Here is a 17,512-nt window from a genome sequence, read left to right on the forward strand (position 1 = left end):
GTTCGCTTGCATTATCTCTGAATCGCTCTTGGTAATCAAAAAAGAAGTCGATTTTGCAAGCCTGGTGGCACGGCGCTGGTGTTGCAGCCGAATGCTCAAGAGAAAAGCAGCGGGTAGATCTTGCGTGCCTTGAGCCGCCTTTGGCAGGGCGGCTGGGGTAGCCAAGTCGACACAGAAATGACGGCAAATCGCGCGGCCCGTCGAGCCGCAGCGGGGCTGTATCGAGGGACGCCTGGCCCGCCGTACATCCCCCCTCGATTGCCCATTTCCCCGGTTACAGAGAATCGAGATCTTTGACGATATGGTTCATCGCCAAGTCCTCTTGCTCGGTCTTTTTCGCCACACGATAGACTTCCTCGAAGGTCGTCACGCCGCGGATCACTTTGAGCATCCCGTCGGCGTAAAGTGTTGACATACCGTTCTTTATGGCTTCGATGCGGACGTCCTTGGTGCTCGTTCCCTTGAACATCATCTCACGCAGTTTGCCATTGATCACCATCAGCTCATAGATGCCGATCCGGCCCCGATAACCGGACCTTCCACAGTAGGGACAGCCTTTCCCTCTCGAGAACTCAGCCTGCTTGATCATTTCGGGCGGCAACCCGGAGTCCTCGATCACGCTTTCTGGTGGCTGGTACCTGACCTTGCAGCGCGGACAAATCGTCCGCACCAACCGCTGGGCCAGCACCGCGATCACGGAGCTCGCCACCATATAGGATGGTACACCGATGTCCACCATTCGTGATATGGCACTGGGCGCATCGTTCGTATGTAGAGTACTAAATACCAGGTGTCCAGTAAGTGAGGCCTGGATACCCATCGATGCCGTCTCGTGGTCACGCATTTCGCCCACCAGGATGATGTTGGGTGCTTGGCGGAGCATGGAGCGGATGATGAGGGCAAAGTCCAACCCGATCGAGTGTCGGACTTCGACCTGATTGATCCCCGGCAGGTAGTACTCCACCGGGTCCTCCGCCGTGATGACTTTGCGGTCTGGGCGATTGAGAGCATTGAGCGCGGCGTACAGGGTGGTGGTCTTGCCGGAGCCCGTCGGACCTGTCACCAAAATGATTCCATTGGGACGCCGGATGAGCGAGTTGAACATCCGGAAGTCGCGTTCGGAGAGGCCGAGCTGACGCACCCCCACTTTGATGTTGTCCTTGTCCAGCAGCCGCATGACGCAGGACTGGCCGTGATTGGTGGGGATGATGCTGACCCGCAAATCGAGCTGTTTGTCACCCACCGTGATTTTGATCCGTCCGTCGGTCGGTCGCCGCTTTTCGGAGATGTCGATCTTCGACAGGATCTTGATCCGGGCGATGATGGCGGAGAGCATCCGTCGGGGGGCACTTTCCCGCTCGACGCAGACGCCGTCGATCCGATAGCGAATCCGCACCCGGTCCTCGAACGGTTCGACGTGGATATCGCTGGCCCGCAACTGGACGGCTTCCTGGATCATCAAATTGACCAGCCGGATGACGGGGGCCGAGCTGTCGTCGACGGTTTCTTCGGCCGCGGCGCTGTCGCCTTCGGTTTCGGTGAAGTCGATGGCGGTGTCGGTGAACTCCTGCAGCATCGAGTCAGCCGATTCGCCTTCGACCTGCCCATAGTAGGCGTTGATCGCCCCCTGGATGGCCTCTTTGGGTGCCAGAGCGGTCTCGATCTTGCGATTGAGGATGAAACGCAGCTTTTCGATGGTTTCCAGGTCAAACGGGTCGGCGATCAGAATCCGCAACGCCCCGTCTTCTTCGCTGAAGGGCAGGACCATGTTTTCCCGCGCGACCGACTCGGGGACCAACTCGATGACTTCGTCCGGAATGCGTTCTTCCCGCAGATCGACGAAGGGGATTTTGTGAAATTCAGCCAGGGACCTGGCGACTTCCTCGGGCGTCGCGTATTCCATTTTGGTCAGCGCGTCGCCGACGTCGATCCCGGTATCCTTGGCCATTTGCTCGGCTTCGGACAACTGGTCGAGGCTGATCACTCCTTTGCGAAGCAGCAGGTCGGTGAATTCTCGTGCTTTGGTACTCATGTCTTCGTCCTGACTGACGGTGCGACGGCCGGTCGTGGTTGGCCGAGGTCGTTGCTGATTTGTGGAGAAAAGGATACACGTGCCCGATGGCTTGGGCATCGTCGTATTCGCTATAGAATAACATCGACAGCAGCCCAACGGGTCAACCAAGAATCCCAAGTGTTGCCATTTCCTGACTCAAATTGCCGCGCCCGAACATCGGACCTCGATGCCTCCACCTTCGCCCACGCCCGCCCTGACGTTTAGCGAAGCCGCGTTGAGGAGCGGGCTGGTGACGGAGCGTCAATTGCGAAAGGTGGTGGAGTTGACACAATCCGAGGCCGATGACGTGCTGGCTTCCACGCTGGTCAAGGGCGGCGTGTTGACGAGCTACCAAGCCCAGCAGCTAAGGGCGGGCCGCACGAAACTGACGCTCGGGCCGTATTTGATCACCGATTGGATCGGCCAAGGAGGCATGGGGCAGGTGTTCAAGGCGGTCCATCAGGTGATGGGACGGGTCTGTGCGGTGAAGGTCTTGCCGTTGGAAAAGTCCACGGACGTGTCCAGCGAGTCCTTTCGTCGCGAGATCCGAGTCCAAGCCGGTTTGGATTCCCCGTACATCGTGCGGGCGTATGATGCCGGCCAAGACGGCAGCGTCCAATATCTGGTGACCGAGTACGTCCCCGGCACGGACTTGAGGCGTTTGGTGCGGAGCAACGGACCGCTCAGCATGACCCACGCGGCGATGATCATTTCTCAAGCGGCTCGCGGATTGCAGTACGCACACGAGATGGGCTTGGTGCACCGCGACGTCAAACCGGGCAACATCCTGGTGACGCCGGAGGGACAAGCCAAAGTCTCCGATATCGGTTTGGCAGCTTGGACGATGGGTTTGGACGATGATCCCAGGGCGGGCAAGATCGTGGGGACGGCGGATTACCTGTCGCCCGAGCAGATTCGCAACCCGATGTCCGTCGGCCCCGCTTCGGACATCTACGCGTTGGGATGTACGCTTTATTACACGGTGACGGGCAAGGTTCCGTTTCCCGGCGGCGACACCAAGAGCAAGTGCAAACGTCATTGCGAACAAACGCCGTGGCATCCGCGGAAGTTTACCCCGGAACTGAGCGAAGATTTCGTCGACACGATCGCCGACATGATGGAAAAGAATCCGGCGCGGCGGACATCGTCGGCCGGCGAAGTCGCCGAGCGTCTGGAGTTGTGGTGCGATACGGCAGCCGAAGCCATCGATCGTCCGATCGAGCGACAGGCTTGGACGGCACCGCCGCCGCCAGGCAGCCCGCCGATCGCCGATGTTCACGTCATCGACGCCGACGACCACGCCAGCCATTCCGAAGGCGGCGCCGGAAATGTACCTTCGGCCAGCAGCCTGAGCCTCGGCGGCGTCTCCGAGTCGCATCACTCCGCTGGAATCCTGGACCCAGAGCGGCGGGTTCGACGGGCCCGAAAATCCCATGCCCTGCCGATCGCCATCGCACTGGCAATCGCCATCCCGATCAGCATGCTGGTCGGTGCCATCATCGGATTCCTCGTCCGAGGCTCGGTCTGAGCGGATTGTCGCTCGACTTTCCAAGTCGATAGCGTGCTCAGTTATTCCGGCCAATGTTTTTGTTCCACGTGTCGCAATCACAGTGAGCCTCAGGCGCTAGCCGTGGGCAGGCACCACAATCCGCTCAGTTATTCCGGCCAATGTTTTTGTTCCACGTGTCGCAACCACAGTGAGCCTCAGGCGCTAGCCGTGGGCAGCACCACAATCCGCTCAGTTATTCCGGCCAATGTTTTTGTTCCACGTGTCGCAACCACAGTGAGCCTCAGGCGCTAGCCGTGGGCCAGCACTACAATCCGCTCAGTTATTCCGGCCAATGTTTTTGTTCCACGTGTCGCAACCACAGTGAGCCTCAGGCGCTAGCCGTGGGCAGCACCACAATCCGCTTCAGGCCCACGGCTAGCCCGGATTATTCACGCGACTCACTACAGTCTTCGCAATACGTTTGCAAGAAACGGTTTACGCGGATTGGCACGAAAACAGGTTGCGCATATCAGCCGCCACGCGATAGCGTCCGGTTCTTACACCTGTAATCGGGAACCGGACGCTATCGCGTGCCGGCTAATGAATAATCCGGGCTAGCCGTGGGCAGGCACCACAATCCGCTCAGTTATTCCGGCCAATGTTCTTGTTCCACGTGTCGCAACCACAGTGAGCCTCAGGCGCTAGCCGTGGGCAGGCACCACAATCCGCTCCAGTTATTCCGGCCAATGTTTTTGTTCCACGTGTCGCAACCACAGTGAGCCTCAGGCGCTAGCCGTGGGCCGGCACCACAATCCGCTTCAGGCCCACGGCTAGCGCCTGAGGCTCACGGGGGCCATCAAGCCAGCCATTCAAGATTTGCCAGGTTGCAAACCTGCCCCAGCGGATCTGGTAAACTTTTGCCATGCCACCCACCACCCAACCCACACAACTGCTCTCCCCAGGATTGCTCGCCAAGCTCGAGCGACTGGAACTCGTTTCACGTAAAGTCTTTCGTGGACGAATGAAGGGAGAACGACGCAGTAAACGCAAAGGGCAAAGCGTCGAGTTTGCCGACTTTCGCAACTACGTTCCCGGCGATGACCTTCGGTTGATCGACTGGAATCTGTATGCCCGCTTGGATCAGTTGTTCCTGAAACTGTTCCAGGAAGAGGAGGACTTGCACATCTACGCGTTGATCGACGCCAGTGAGTCGATGAATTTTGGTGACCCGACGAAGTTGCATGTAGCCAAACAGTTGGCTGCGGCGTTGGGGTACATCGGACTGTGCCGAGCCGACCGCGTCAGCGTTCAAGCGTTGGGCGACGAAGGACGGCGGGCACCGGTGCTGAGAGGTCGTAGCGGTTTGTGGAAAATGCTCCAGTACCTCGATTCCTTTGGCAGCGGCCACAACGTCTCGTTGCACGAAGGCGTGAAACAGTTCTCGTTACGAAATGGTGGAACCGGAGTCGTCGTGTTGATCACCGATTTGATGGACAAGGAAGGTTACGAATCGGCGCTGCGGATGCTGGTCGGACGCCAGATGGATGTGTTTGTGATGCACGTCTTGTCACCGGAGGAAATCGATCCACCGTTGCGAGGCGACCGACGCTTGATCGATGTCGAGGACGGCGATCAAACCGAGATCACCGTCAACGCTTATGTCCTGGAACGCTACAAGCAGACACTGCAATCGTTCCTGAAATCCGTCAAAGCGTTTTGCTCGCGACGTTCGATCGCCTACATCCCGGTGCGAACCGATCAACCGGTCGACGAAGTCATCACGCGGTACTTGCGTGAACGCGGGGTGGTGCGATGAGCTGGATTTCGACGCTTTCGCCAGGCCAGTGGGCTTTACTCGGTGCGGTCCCGCTGGGGATCATCTTGCTGTATTTCCTGAAACTACGCCGCGAACCGGTCGAGATCCCGTCGACTTATTTGTGGGCGCGGACCGTGGAGGATTTGCACGTCAACAGTTTGTTGCAACGTCTACGTCGCAACCTCCTGCTGCTGTTGCAACTGCTTGCCATCGCCCTGGCCGCGCTCGCGTTGCTGCGTCCGGGAATCCGCGGCGAACAATCGGGCTTGGGACGCACGGTATTTTTGCTGGACACATCGGCCAGCATGATGACGACGGACGTGGAGGATGACGACGATCGCTTTGCACAAGCCAAACGCATGATCGGCGAGCGCATCGACACGATGCTGGATACGGACGAAGCGATGTTGATCACCTTCAGTGACCGCGCCGAGGTTCTGCAGGCGTTCACGTCGGATCGCACACGGCTACGTGAAGCATTGGATCGCGCCACGGTGACCAATCGAACGACAGACATCCGTGGTGCCTTGCAAGCCGCAGACGGTTTGGCCAATCCCCGACGCAGCAGTACCAGTGGCGACGCGACGGACATTCAAGTTGCCGATGCGATGCCCGCGGAAATGCTGATCTACAGCGACGGCAATTTCCAAGACGTGAATACTTTTAACATGGGCAACCTGAAAGCACGTTATGTCCCGATCGGCTCGGAAACGACCGGCAACCTCGCCATCACCGCGTTCTCTGCGGACCGAAACGTGGAAAGCCCTGGTGATGCACAAGCCTACGCGACCATCACGAACTACTCCTCCACTCCCGATACCTGCGAAGCCGCCCTGTACGTCAATGGTGAATACCGTGAGTCTCAGTCGGTAAAACTTGACGAGGAGGGCGAAGCCGGTGTGACGTTCTCATTGCCCAACGAAGAGTCCGCTGCAACGGTTGAACTGAGATTAGAATCCGACGGCAATCCCTTGCAAGACGAACTGACGGTGGACAACTTTGCCTACGCCGGCTTGCGACCGCTGCGTACCGTTTCCGTTTTGGTGCTCACCTCCGGAAACAGCCCGCTGGAAATCGGCTTGACCACTGAAAGTGCTCAGAAAGTCTGCGTGGCGGACTTTCAGCCGACCGGTTACCTGGACACGGAAGAATACAAGGCACGCGTGGAAGCCGGCATCGATGACTTGATCATCTACGATCGCTGTCAGCCCAAAGAAATGCCGCCCACGAACACGTTTTTCATCGGCTCCCTGCCGCCAGAGCAATGGAGCTACACATCGGAACCGGGACGCGTGATCCTGGTGGACATCGATCGCACGCATCCGCTGATGCAGTACCTGGAACTGTACTCGCTGCTGGTCTTCAGCGGCCGGGCGTTGGAAGGTCCTCCGGGGACCCGTGAACTGGTTGGTGCAGACTCTGGCACGATGCTGGCTCTTGCGCCGCGTGACGGATTCCAAGACCTGGTGCTGGGTTTCGAAATCGTGTCCACCGACGACGACGGTGGCACGCTGACCAATACCAACTGGTACGCCGAGCGTTCTTGGCCGGTGTTCTTGTTGAACATCATGAGGTACCTCGCCGGCGCGGCGGACGCGACCTCCGCACCGTCTTACTTGCCCGGTGAAACGGTCCGCCTGAGATTGGAAAGTCAGATTGCCAAGGTTGAGATCTCCCGCGGATTGGCAAGCGGCGAAGAAATGAGCGTTGCTCCCGGCGGCATCGTCGAATTTGTCGACACGGATTCACCCGGTGCTTATCGTGTGATGGCGGATGACAAGTTGGTCGAGTTGTTCAGCGTCAACTTGTTCGGTCAGCGCGAAAGCAACGTACCGACACAGCCGGCATTCGAACTCGGCTACGACACATTGACCGGGGAAAGTGGCGTGGAGCGTCGAGTCGAATACTGGCGTTGGATCTTGGTCGCGATGCTAGCGCTGCTAGCCATCGAATGGTGGCTGTACAACAAACGCATCGCGTGATCTTTGCATCACGTCGCCAACGCCTTGAGGCGACCGACGATTTCATCCCAGCTCAAGTCGGTGTCGGTGACCAACTGGTTGGCCAGATCGCTGACGTCACCCCAGCTCTGTCGGTGAGTCATCGCAAAATCGACATTCAGTTCGTAAGTGCTGATGTCGAACTCCAGGCGCTCAATGGTCGCTGATCCGGCATTTCCATGGACATACTGATCCAGGTAGGCTTGGACTCGGTCGTAGATGGGTTGATTGTTCATCAGGCTAACGACTGCGGGTGCTCGCACGTCGTCCGCAGGCAACTCCGCCAGAATGTCGGCGTTGGTGACGCCAAACATGGTCGCAAATGCCTCGAATATCTGTTGCTCGTAGGCGGTGTTGATGGTGCGTTTCCATCCGATGCTCTCGATCTCCTCCAGCGATAATCCGTTGCCCGTCAAAACATCGGTGATTCCAGAGAGGAACGCACCCGAGAGAAAGTTTGACAAGATCTTTGCGATGAGCGGATCGGTCCCTTTGTCAGCGAGTTCCTCCAAATCAAACCCATCACGCGTCAGCACCGATCGATACGGGTCATGAATTCCTGGGACGGTATCGCGTCCGGTATAGACCATGCCAAAACTGATGTGAGACAAATCGGTTGACCCGATTTCATTCGATCCGAGTAGCGGAGACGAGCGGAAATCGTAGTGATAATTGACCGGTCCTCCTGGGTTGAACATCACGCGCAGTGGATAGCCGTGATCAAAGACTTGAGACCAGTAAGCGATCCCCGTTCGCTGTCCCGCCAATGGGCTTGACGTTTCCAGGTCGTCTTCCAGTCCCAAGTAATCGTATCCCGGGCCAGCGTTGTGGTAGTTGAACAAATAGCCGGCGGCGTCGTGTACCGTTCCGTGGTAACTCAGCACGTTGCTGCCACTGTCGTAGGCAACATTTCCCGGTCCAACAAGACCTCCGGTTGGATTCAACGCCGCACCGAATACGGGGTCAATCCCGAATGCTGCTCCCACGACCGTTCCATAACGAAGTTGCGTTTCGGTAGCTGCAAAGCGTTCATGACGCGTAGCAAGATTCTCAATCTCATCTTGTCCCGTCGCCGCATCCCGTTGTACCAACACCCGTTTGAACTTCTCGTACTCCGCTTGTATCTGCGTCAGCGAACGGCCCCGTTGCTGCGCGATGGTTTCAAGAGTCGACTGAGGAGTGGTGGTCGGGTTTGCAAAAAGCTCCAGCATCGCTTCACGCAGCACACTGTCGTTGCTGCCCTGGGGACGCAGTCCGACCAGGCCTCGCAGGGCTTCATCCGTGTAGAGTTCAAAGGGATCACGGACCAAGAGTTCGTTGTTGACCCAAGAACCATCGGACATCGCCGTTCCACGTGGCTGGATATCCGAAGCCAACAAGCCGGCCATCTGAGCGGCAAACACGTTTCCGAGAGTTGGCTCGATCGCCGCAAAGAGCGGCGCAAACAGGACGGGTGCTGAATTGGGATTCTTGAGAATATCCGCGATCAAGGCGTCCAGTGACAAGTTGTGCACACTGAGCCAAGCCATGAACCGTCCCCATTCCAGACTTCCCTCACGTTTGGCTTCGTTGACCCACTGATCTTTATTGGCGTAGATCGAAGTCACGATTGCGGACACCTGCGCTTCGGCACTCAGCCATTCGACGAGTCGCTCGGAAGCGAAATAGACCGGAGTATCGAACATCTCTCGGAGCGAATCACGAATCTCGTAGTAATCCGAGGACTTTGAGGTCGTGCCTCCGAGCGCTCCGGAGATCAGTTCGACAAAGTTCACCGATGGTAGCGTTGCGTTGCCTTCCAAGTTGTTTTGCAAGTCTCCTGTATCGAACTTTGCACCGCCTGGCAGATTGATGTCCGCATAGTAATAACCGCCCGCGTAACCCAGTCCCAGCGTGCCTGAGGTGGTGATGGAATACGCAACCGCTTCTGCGCCGATGATTTTTTCCCAGTAGTATTCCGCACCGCCTGCGATGTATTGCAGGACTTGCTCAATGTCCTGCGCATCCTTTCCCCAATCAGAAATCTTGCCACCAAGATCTTTGACCCAGTCGGACAGCACGCCGCCTTTTTCGTTCGCCCAGTCAGAGAACTTGCCTTCGCTTTCTTTGATCACCTCGATGATCGGCGCGATCTTTTCTTTCAGTTGCTCCAAAACCTCTTTGGCAACGCTTGCGGACTCTTCGGCCTTGGCGATGATCTCTGCCACGCTGCCAAACGGGTTTTGTTCATCAATGCTCTGAGCTTCGCTCTTGAGTTGCTCGATGATTCCTTCAGGCGACGAGAGTGAATCGATCAAGTCATCGAGTTTTCCACGGATTTCGACGACTTTCTCTTTGGCCTCCGCGACTGCCGAGTCAATCGCCTTTTCGATTCGCTCATTGATACGCGTTTCCAGTCCTTGATACTGTTTTGTCGCGGTTTGTACAGCGGCATTGTGTGCGTTCTGAATGCTGCGCACGATCGATGTGTGTGCGTTCTGTACAGCCTGGACGAGTGCCTTCAACGGAGCCGTTACGCGATCAATCTGGGATTGAATTTTGTCAGCGACTCCCTGCAGTTGCGTCTGGACTTGTGAGATTTTTTCTTGAACCTTTAGCGGATCGATGACCGTCTGGGCGACGTCTTTGATGCCATTGACGACTTTGTTCACACAGTCATTGCAACTGACTTGTGGTACCAAAGGACTGGAGCTTAGCTTCTGGCTAATGGGGTCCTTCGGAAGCGAAAGGCGTGCAAGGGATTCTCCCTCAAAACCAAGACCGGCAAGCGGAAAGCCGAGTTTGGAAATGATGGAGTTGATTTGAGAGACCGCACCGTTGCTACCCGATGCCAGACGCTGCAGGTCGGCGATTTTTTGATTCAAACGTGCCTGTTCGGCGGCGACTCTCGCCGCTTTTCTGTTCTGTTCGGCGGTGATCTTGGCTTGATTGGCGGCGACCACTTGGTCTCGTGAGAGTGTCGCTGATTGAAGGGATGCCACACGAGCCGCTTCGGCCTTGGCCAGTTCCGCATTGCGGACGGCTACGGCTCTTGCCAGTTCCTCGGCACGTTGCTGGTCCAATCGGAAATCCTGTGCGATGAACGCATCCAACGTCTTATCCATCTCATCCTGCATCTCTTGAATCTGCCCGATCAAGTCGGCGGGCGCGACACGCATGATTTGGCGTGTCGCGGAGATGAACTGATAGCCGATCAATTGGATGAAGTGATCCGAACGATTGAACTCGTCCGTCGGGACTTGTTCCAGGACCACTTCGGGGCGTATGTACTTGACCGCAGGCGGATCCGTGGGTGGCTGGATGACGATGTTGTTTGCCGGTCCCGTTCTTTGGTTCGGCTTTGGCGGATTGGCCGCGATGAACGGCAATCGAATTGCGACTTGACTGCCGGCAACCGGAATTGTGGCGATCAAACGCAACGACAGGTGTCCTTTGGACCATAGAGGGTCGGTATCAGGCGGCAAGGTCAGCGTGCCGTGAAAGCTTGTCGTTGATTCGCCAGGCAGAGTCGAAGATGTACGGACGGTTCCAAGCAGACGATCGCTCGACGTCAACACATCATCGTGGCTGAGATAGAAGGCAACATCTACCGGAGCCTCCTCCGTGGGCAGGTCATTTCGGATCTGAAAATCAATCTCAATCGACTGGGCAGAAAACAAGGAGCCGATGTTTGGCACTGAAACCGCTTCGAGGCTCAGTCCCGAACGGACATCGAGCCGGTAGTCTTGGCGTTCAATCTTGTCATTGTTTCGCGTCAGCAGCAGGATCGATTGTTCGTCCAGGAATCGAATGTCATAGACCGAACGAAACTCATTCGATGGGGCCGTTGCGAATGGCGCCCCTGCTTTCCGACCACTTGGATCAATGACTTGCATGGCGTTGCCACTGACCAGTACCGACCACTGGGTGGAATTGGTTGCCGCATGGTAGGCGGGTATTTCAGAAACACTGACTTGCGGCGGATCGGGTGCCGCGACGATACCGGTCGCCACATGACCTTGTTCGCCAAAGCCGCCTCCCCAGGCAACGAGGTAGCGGCCGTCCGCATCGATTGCCGACGATTCCCAGACTCCACCATCATTGAATCCGCCGGCATAGTTCAACTGATGGACGGAATGCAGCGTTGCGCCGCCGTCGGAGAATGTTTGCAAGTGAACGACGGGAGCCACGTAGTAGCCTTTCCAGGCAATCACGCCTTGACCGTTCTGGTTCATCTCAAGCGTGAAAACGAAACCTTCGCTGTCTTCGATCGACGCCAACCGGGTCGGCGGAATGAGGACGGAGTTGTTCGCGTCGACACGCATCAGCCAAAGCCCGCTGCCGCTGGATGCATCAGGGTTTTGGAAACTGCCGTTGACGAATACGATGGTGACGTTCCCAGAGGCATCCGCCCTGGCGGCGATGGCTCCCGTGGAGAAGGTGCCAATCGATACCGGTGATGAATCGGGCGTGCCGATGCCGATGCTATCGATGTTCGAGTAACGTTGGATCGTCACGCCACTGCTAGACCGCACCACTGCGGCTTGGTTTTGCCCGTAGCGGGCAACTTGCGTCGACAGAACTCCCGGATTGTTCCCGACGATACTGCGTCCGGAGACTTCCTCCAGCAGGTCCAAATCCAGGCTTGGTGTCTGAAGCACATCCACGGTCACAGAGACCGGTTCGCTGAACAGTTGAGCGGAGAATGTGTACGAGTATGCTTTGGCAAAAAAGGTAAGGGTGTCACCGGGAACCGCGTAGGGGAGACCGGTCCAGCTCGCGCCGCCCGATCCGATCAATAGCTTATCAACCGATTCATCCAGGACACCGTTTCCGTCCATGTCTTGGAAATAGTGGTAGCCATCAATCCTGAGTCGAGGATGGATGGCATTGTTGACCGTCAACGTAATCGGGTCAGTGGCCTTGTCCGTAACGCTGGCCGGGGAAACGCTCAGTGATTCCACCAGCGGTGGATTGGGCAGCACCTCGACTTGGAAGTCAATTCGCGAGGTTCGGTACTCGTCCACCTCGGCAATCACATAGAAATCGTAGATTCCCAAGACATTGGATGGAGTTTGCCATTGGAACAGACCAAATTGGTTGTCCAGTCGCAGCAGCCCGTAATCAAAGTAGGGATCAAATCCGAATGAGTACCGCGGCGCGTGAGCGGGGTGGACCGCCCGGAAATTGATTTCCAGTGCTTCGCCCTGATAAACCTTGATCGTTTCCGTGTAGTTTCGCCCGTGAATGAAGATCGGTGGAATCGACTCATCGATACTTGCGAGTTTGGGGCGGGCTTGGAATGCATTCCACTCGGAGACGTACTCGGAACGCAACTGTTCGAGCATCGCTTTGACTTCCTCAAACTCACCCAGTCGAACTTGATTGTTCTTGATTGCCTGCTGCTGGGCTGCTTGGGATGCCGCGATGTTTGCTCTGGTGTCTTCATAGAGTTGCTCCACGCGTTGCAACTCAGGGATCAGTTCTTCACGAGCGGATTCATTGAGCCCGGGCAGTTGTGATTCAATCTGCTGGATGAAATCGGGTGTGTTTTCGTAGGTCAAATCCAGTGACTGCTCGATCAGCGTGTCGGTGACGACACGTTCGGTCTCGTTCGAGTCATAGGTGGGATCAATGATCACTTTGAATTGTTGCGTCGCAGCTACTTCGGAATCGGCGACGAATACCGTCACGCTGATTTCGCCCGCCAGTCCTGGATCCGGGACAATGGTGATCCCGTCCCCTTGCACATGAACGGCCGCAGGCGCCAACAGTTCGGCTGCCGCATTCCACAGCAGTGATAGATCTTCGTAGACAGAGGCATCCAATCGCGTGACCAAGGTCTCGCGTTTTTCCGTCTCGACAAAGGATTCGTTCCACTGAACCAGGTCACCGTTGGGGAGCAGAAAGAATGAGGTGCCCTGTTTTCCAAACAGCCATTTTTCATCCAGACCGGTTAAGTTGAAATAGGATTCGCCCGCATCGACCAAACCGTAGGTGTCTCGGATTTCTGCCAACGGGTTGCGGATGGACGCGTATCCGAGGAACTCCAGTGCATCGCCATCGATATCTGTAGCGGAAAACGGAACAGCGATGCTGGTTTCAAGAACATTCACATGAACATCATCGATCACCGACAGCGACGGTGGGTCGTTGACTGGATTCACTGTGAGCGAAAAGGTAACGTGACCGCTGCCCTGATCTCCGTCATGGACTTCATAGACGAATTGGTCTGAACCATGAAAATCTTGATGCGGTCGGTAGTAGTAAACCCCCGATTCCATCACCAAAGTGCCTGATGCAGGTTGCTGCAGTATCTGCAGGACGAGATTGTCCCGAGGCGTGTCCGCGTCGAAAGTCGCACCGAGCAGATCGAGTCGTGCGATGCCGTCTTCGTCCAAAACCGAATGGCTCAGTGTGGGAGCCGGCGGTGCCGAGAGAATCTGGATATCAATGTCCCTGTCGTGGGCGCCGTTGGAACGCGTGCTGAAACGCAGATTATTTACTCCCGACGAAAGCTGTCCGACGGCATCGCGAATTTCCCAGTCGGCGAGCTCAAAGAAACCATTGGGCTGGACGGCATAGCTGACATCAACCCAGCGATTGTCGGCAAACACGTACAGAGTGCGATTATCGGAATCGAAATTCACACGGCCACGCAACCCAAGATCGAACGTTCTACGATCGTTCAATTGGGCGCCCGGATCATTGTCGGTGTCGCGAAGCAGCCGCAGTGTGATCTCTGGGACTTTGCCCGCAAGCGAGTTGACGATGTTCAAAGCGTCCAGTGCTGAGACCCGTCCATCGTCATTGACGTCGTAAAAGTAGCTGGCGCTCTCCCGCAGCCGACCGAGACGGTTGATGACGTCCAAGGCATCCAAGGCGGAAACGTATAGGTCGTTGTTAACGTCCAGAGAATTGCCGGGATTCTGCACGTCTCCGGCAAGGAGCAGGCGAGGGGAAAGCGCTTCGTAACGGAGTTTGCGACGAATCGGACCACGACCACGACCACGACCACGAACAAAGCGCGGACGAGACATATTGCACCAGCAAAGCGGACATCCCAGGGTCAGTTAAATGGTCGCGATGGAACGGGAGTCTGCTTAGTCGGTGCTTCTCTCGCAACCGCAGCTTTCGCTGCCATCGCATAATTTGGCTTGGCTTGACACCCTGTGTCAATGATCCAACCAAGATATTCTGCCCAACTGCCTCTCGCAGACAATCCGTAATGGGATTCGCCTGAATTCCCACCATCCGCAAAGGCAGCGTTAACTCGGATGATTCACTCGACTCACGAAAGTCTTCGCAATACACATGCACGCAACGGCTTACGCGGATTGGCATGAAAACAGTCTGCGCATATCAGCCGGCACGCGATAGCGTCCGGTTCTCCGCCTGTAATCGCATACCGATCGATACGGGGTCAGGCTTTGCATTGGGTTTTCAGTTGCAGTGTGTCCTCGATCGATGCTGCCCTTCGTCACCACGACGGCGACTGGGCATGTCGTCGCTCGGCGCGGCGGACCAGACCCGACTCGCTGCCGTACACCCAGCCGCCGATCGATACGGGGTCAGGCTTTGCATTGGGTTTTCAGTTGCAGTGTGTCCTCGATCGGACCGTCGATACGGGGTCAGGCTTTGCATTGGGTTTTCAGTTGCAGTCTGTCCTCGATCGATGCTGCCCGTCGTCGCCACGACGGCGACTGGGCATGTCGTCGCTCGGCGCGGCGGACCAGACCCGAGACGCTGCCGTACACCCAGCCGCACCGGGAAACTTGCTCAGTGAGTCCGCGGGTGAAGCGTTCGTAGTGACCTTCATCGTGAAACAGTGCCCGTCGGCCATCACCCCGGGTGATCAGGTGATAGATAGCCCCGGGGAACTGGACGCGGTGAGGACGAGGCATGGTCAACCTTGGAGTGGAAGACGATCAAACGGCTGAAGAATCTAATGCCGCCGAAAACCCAATGCAAGGCCTGACCCCAGTGAAGCTCAGTGAAGCTCAGTGAAGCTCAGTCGAGACGCTGCCGTACACCCAGCCGCACCGGGAAACTTGCTCAGTGAGTCCGCGGGTGAAGCGTTCGTAGTGACCTTCATCGTGAAACAGTGCCCGTCGGCCATCACCCCGGGTGATCAGGTGATAGATAGCCCCGGGGAACTGGACGCGGTGAGGACGAGGCATGGTCAACCTTGGAGTGGAAGACGATCAAACGGCTGAAGAATCTAATGCCGCCGAAAACCCAATGCAAGGCCTGACCCCAGTGAAGCTCAGCTGACCCTGACCCCAGTGAAGCTCAGCTGACCCCAGTGAAGCTCAGTGCGGGGAAGGGCTTCGCCGGGGAGAAAATGGGATGGGGGTGGTTTTCGTCCTTGGGTGTTTTGCAGGCTGGGAGGTAGCTTGTGGTGAAAAGACGTAGAAAGGGTGGCCGGCGGTGGTGGCGATTAGAGTGTCGCCGATGTGGATGTTGAGCAGCGGTTGTGGGGCGTAGTGGTGGGCTGGCAAAAGGTTGGTGTTGACATTGTTTTTTCAGTCCAGGTTTTTGTTCCATGCATGGCAATCAAAGTGAGCCTCAGGCGCTAGCCGTGGGCCGGCACCACAATCCGGCTCAGGCCCACGGCTAGCGCCTGAGGCTCACTGGGTGCACCAGCTGCGCCGGCAGTCGGGACATAAACCTGCGCAAACCCAAAAACACACAACCCCAACGTTTTGCCAGCCCAGCGTAGTGGTACGTCTGGGGGACTTCGCCTGCCGTGATCGCATCGGGGTGCCGCGATGAGACTCGGTCGCCCACGGACATTTGCTCGATGCATTTGATGTTGCCACCGGCGAGCAAGATCTCGGTGTCGGCGGGGAAGCAGCTCTGTCAATATTACCCCCGTCCCATTTTCTTCCCCGTCCCATTTTCTTCCGGGAACTGCTGGCCAGCCGCCTTCATCCAGCCTGCTTGCAGTTCTGCTGATTAGTGTTCGATCAGTGCCAATTAGTGTTCCCAAAAACAAACCACACTCAAACCAGTGAGATACAGGTCGGCCTGCTGATCAATAGCGACGCATCGCAAACGTGAAATCGGATCGTACTTCAAGAGAAGCAAAACCACTCATCTTCACTGATCGAACACTAATCGGAGTACTTCTTCGAAAAGGGGAACGGGGTTTCTAACGCGATTAAATTGGATCCCGCGAGGGATCGCAGAAGGTAACCACGGGTCGCCGAAGGTGCACCCGTGGTATGCGACGACCATGTTGAATCGACCCCGCAGGGTGTTGTCGCAGGCTTCTCGGAATCTGGGCTGCGACCGCCTCCGGGGTCGGTTCTCGTCAGACCGAATGAACCGGCGATGATCGCTTCGCTCTATCGCCGGCTACCGTCTGAGACCGCTTCACGGTCGTATGCAGCAACAATTCTTCTCAAGTCCCGAGAGACGCTTCTACGTGACGAATTCACTCTACCACGCTGTCGGCTTGTGTTGGGAGTTACTTCCCTTTGTTTTTCCCCAGCAACTCTCGGATCTTCGCCTTGCTCGTCTTCGCCGTCGCCTCGCCCGCCCCTGTCTGGAATCTTCGAAAAGGGGAAGGGGGTTTTTAGTTTCCGCGCGGGCGGTGGGGAAGTGAATGCGATTGTGTTACGGGTAGCTGCCAGTTGTTGCTCCGAACCGGGGCAAGCCCGGCGGAAGCAAAGAATCCATCTTACGTAGACCGTCAACAATGAGTCACTCCTGGTCAATGAAACCATCCGATCTCAATTCGGCCAAGAATGCGACATCAATAAGGCCGGTAACATCTAGCAGTCATGTGAATACCAGCACGAAGCGCAAGCGAGTGAATCAGGCGACTCACTCACTCACTCACACACTCACTCACACACTCACTCGCTTGCGCTTCGTGCTGGTATGTAGGTCGTTTCAGCAAATAGAAAGCTACACAGCGTTGCCGCAGTGGGATTCGCCAGAAATCCGATCAGCCCCCCCGGAACTCCACCCGTCTGCGTTCGCCACTTCACCGATCTCTGATGCCGTGCTGTTCCGCCAGCACGATCGACAGGACCGTCGCACCCTACGTAGTAGCGTTTTCTCTCAAACGTTACCTGTTCGCTGCCGATTCTCCAGTTACCCCTCCTTTATCAACCGGCAGTCACGCGACCCTCCCCGCGTGGCGTCCCTAGCTCCATGCGTGTCGA

General features: G+C 56.8%; 7 protein-coding genes. 3 read left to right on the forward strand and 4 right to left on the reverse strand.

The features are described from left to right. Positions 1 to 274: 274 nt before the first annotated feature. Positions 275 to 2,032: a GspE/PulE family protein gene (locus tag Pla52nx_RS11425; protein ID WP_146517835.1), complete on the reverse strand. Its 1,758-nt coding sequence runs from the start codon at positions 2,030 to 2,032 to the stop codon at positions 275 to 277. Positions 2,033 to 2,240: 208 nt separating this feature from the next. On the opposite strand from Pla52nx_RS11425, the gene Pla52nx_RS11430 reads away from it, so the two are divergent. The 3 genes from Pla52nx_RS11430 (at position 2,241) to Pla52nx_RS11440 (ending at position 7,340) form a co-directional block, all read left to right on the forward strand. Further along, a complete protein-coding gene (locus Pla52nx_RS11430; RefSeq protein ID WP_146517834.1) occupies positions 2,241 to 3,581 on the forward strand; it encodes a serine/threonine-protein kinase in 1,341 nt (446 codons plus the stop codon). Positions 3,582 to 4,464: 883 nt separating this feature from the next. Then, entirely contained in the window at positions 4,465 to 5,358 is an 894-nt protein-coding gene (locus Pla52nx_RS11435; protein ID WP_146520228.1) for a DUF58 domain-containing protein, read from the forward strand. Further along, a complete protein-coding gene (locus tag Pla52nx_RS11440) occupies positions 5,355 to 7,340 on the forward strand; it encodes a vWA domain-containing protein (RefSeq protein ID WP_146520227.1) in 1,986 nt (661 codons plus the stop codon). The genes Pla52nx_RS11435 and Pla52nx_RS11440 overlap by 4 nt, the downstream gene beginning before the upstream one ends. An 8-nt stretch (positions 7,341 to 7,348) precedes the next feature. Here the strand turns inward: Pla52nx_RS11440 and Pla52nx_RS11445 are convergent, their stop codons facing one another. The 3 genes from Pla52nx_RS11445 to Pla52nx_RS11455 all read right to left on the reverse strand — a co-directional run bounded on the left by Pla52nx_RS11445 (position 7,349) and on the right by Pla52nx_RS11455 (position 15,517). Continuing rightward, entirely contained in the window at positions 7,349 to 14,377 is a 7,029-nt protein-coding gene (locus Pla52nx_RS11445; RefSeq protein WP_146520226.1) for an Ig-like domain-containing protein, read from the reverse strand. Positions 14,378 to 14,968: 591 nt separating this feature from the next. Beyond that, complete coding sequence (locus Pla52nx_RS11450; protein WP_146520225.1) at positions 14,969 to 15,241, reverse strand: hypothetical protein; 273 nt, start codon at positions 15,239 to 15,241, stop codon at positions 14,969 to 14,971. Positions 15,242 to 15,337: 96 nt separating this feature from the next. Next, positions 15,338 to 15,517 carry a hypothetical protein gene (locus Pla52nx_RS11455; RefSeq protein ID WP_342190384.1) on the reverse strand — a complete coding sequence of 60 codons (180 nt, stop codon included), beginning with the start codon at positions 15,515 to 15,517 and terminating at the stop codon, positions 15,338 to 15,340. Positions 15,518 to 17,512: the final 1,995 nt, after the last annotated feature.

The sequence above is a fragment of the Stieleria varia genome, assembly GCF_038443385.1.
Lineage (GTDB): Bacteria > Planctomycetota > Planctomycetia > Pirellulales > Pirellulaceae > Stieleria > Stieleria varia.

Bases quoted from the DNA above. Each gene is read 5' to 3' on its own strand.
- Pla52nx_RS11425 (WP_146517835.1), bottom strand. From the start codon at position 2,032: ATGAGTACCAAAGCACGAGAATTCACCGACCTGCTGCTTCGCAAAGGA.
- Pla52nx_RS11430 (WP_146517834.1), top strand. From the start codon at position 2,241: ATGCCTCCACCTTCGCCCACGCCCGCCCTGACGTTTAGCGAAGCCGCG.
- Pla52nx_RS11435 (WP_146520228.1), top strand. From the start codon at position 4,465: ATGCCACCCACCACCCAACCCACACAACTGCTCTCCCCAGGATTGCTC.
- Pla52nx_RS11440 (WP_146520227.1), top strand. From the start codon at position 5,355: ATGAGCTGGATTTCGACGCTTTCGCCAGGCCAGTGGGCTTTACTCGGT.
- Pla52nx_RS11445 (WP_146520226.1), bottom strand. From the start codon at position 14,377: ATGTCTCGTCCGCGCTTTGTTCGTGGTCGTGGTCGTGGTCGTGGTCCG.
- Pla52nx_RS11450 (WP_146520225.1), bottom strand. From the start codon at position 15,241: ATGCCTCGTCCTCACCGCGTCCAGTTCCCCGGGGCTATCTATCACCTG.
- Pla52nx_RS11455 (WP_342190384.1), bottom strand. From the start codon at position 15,517: ATGCCTCGTCCTCACCGCGTCCAGTTCCCCGGGGCTATCTATCACCTG.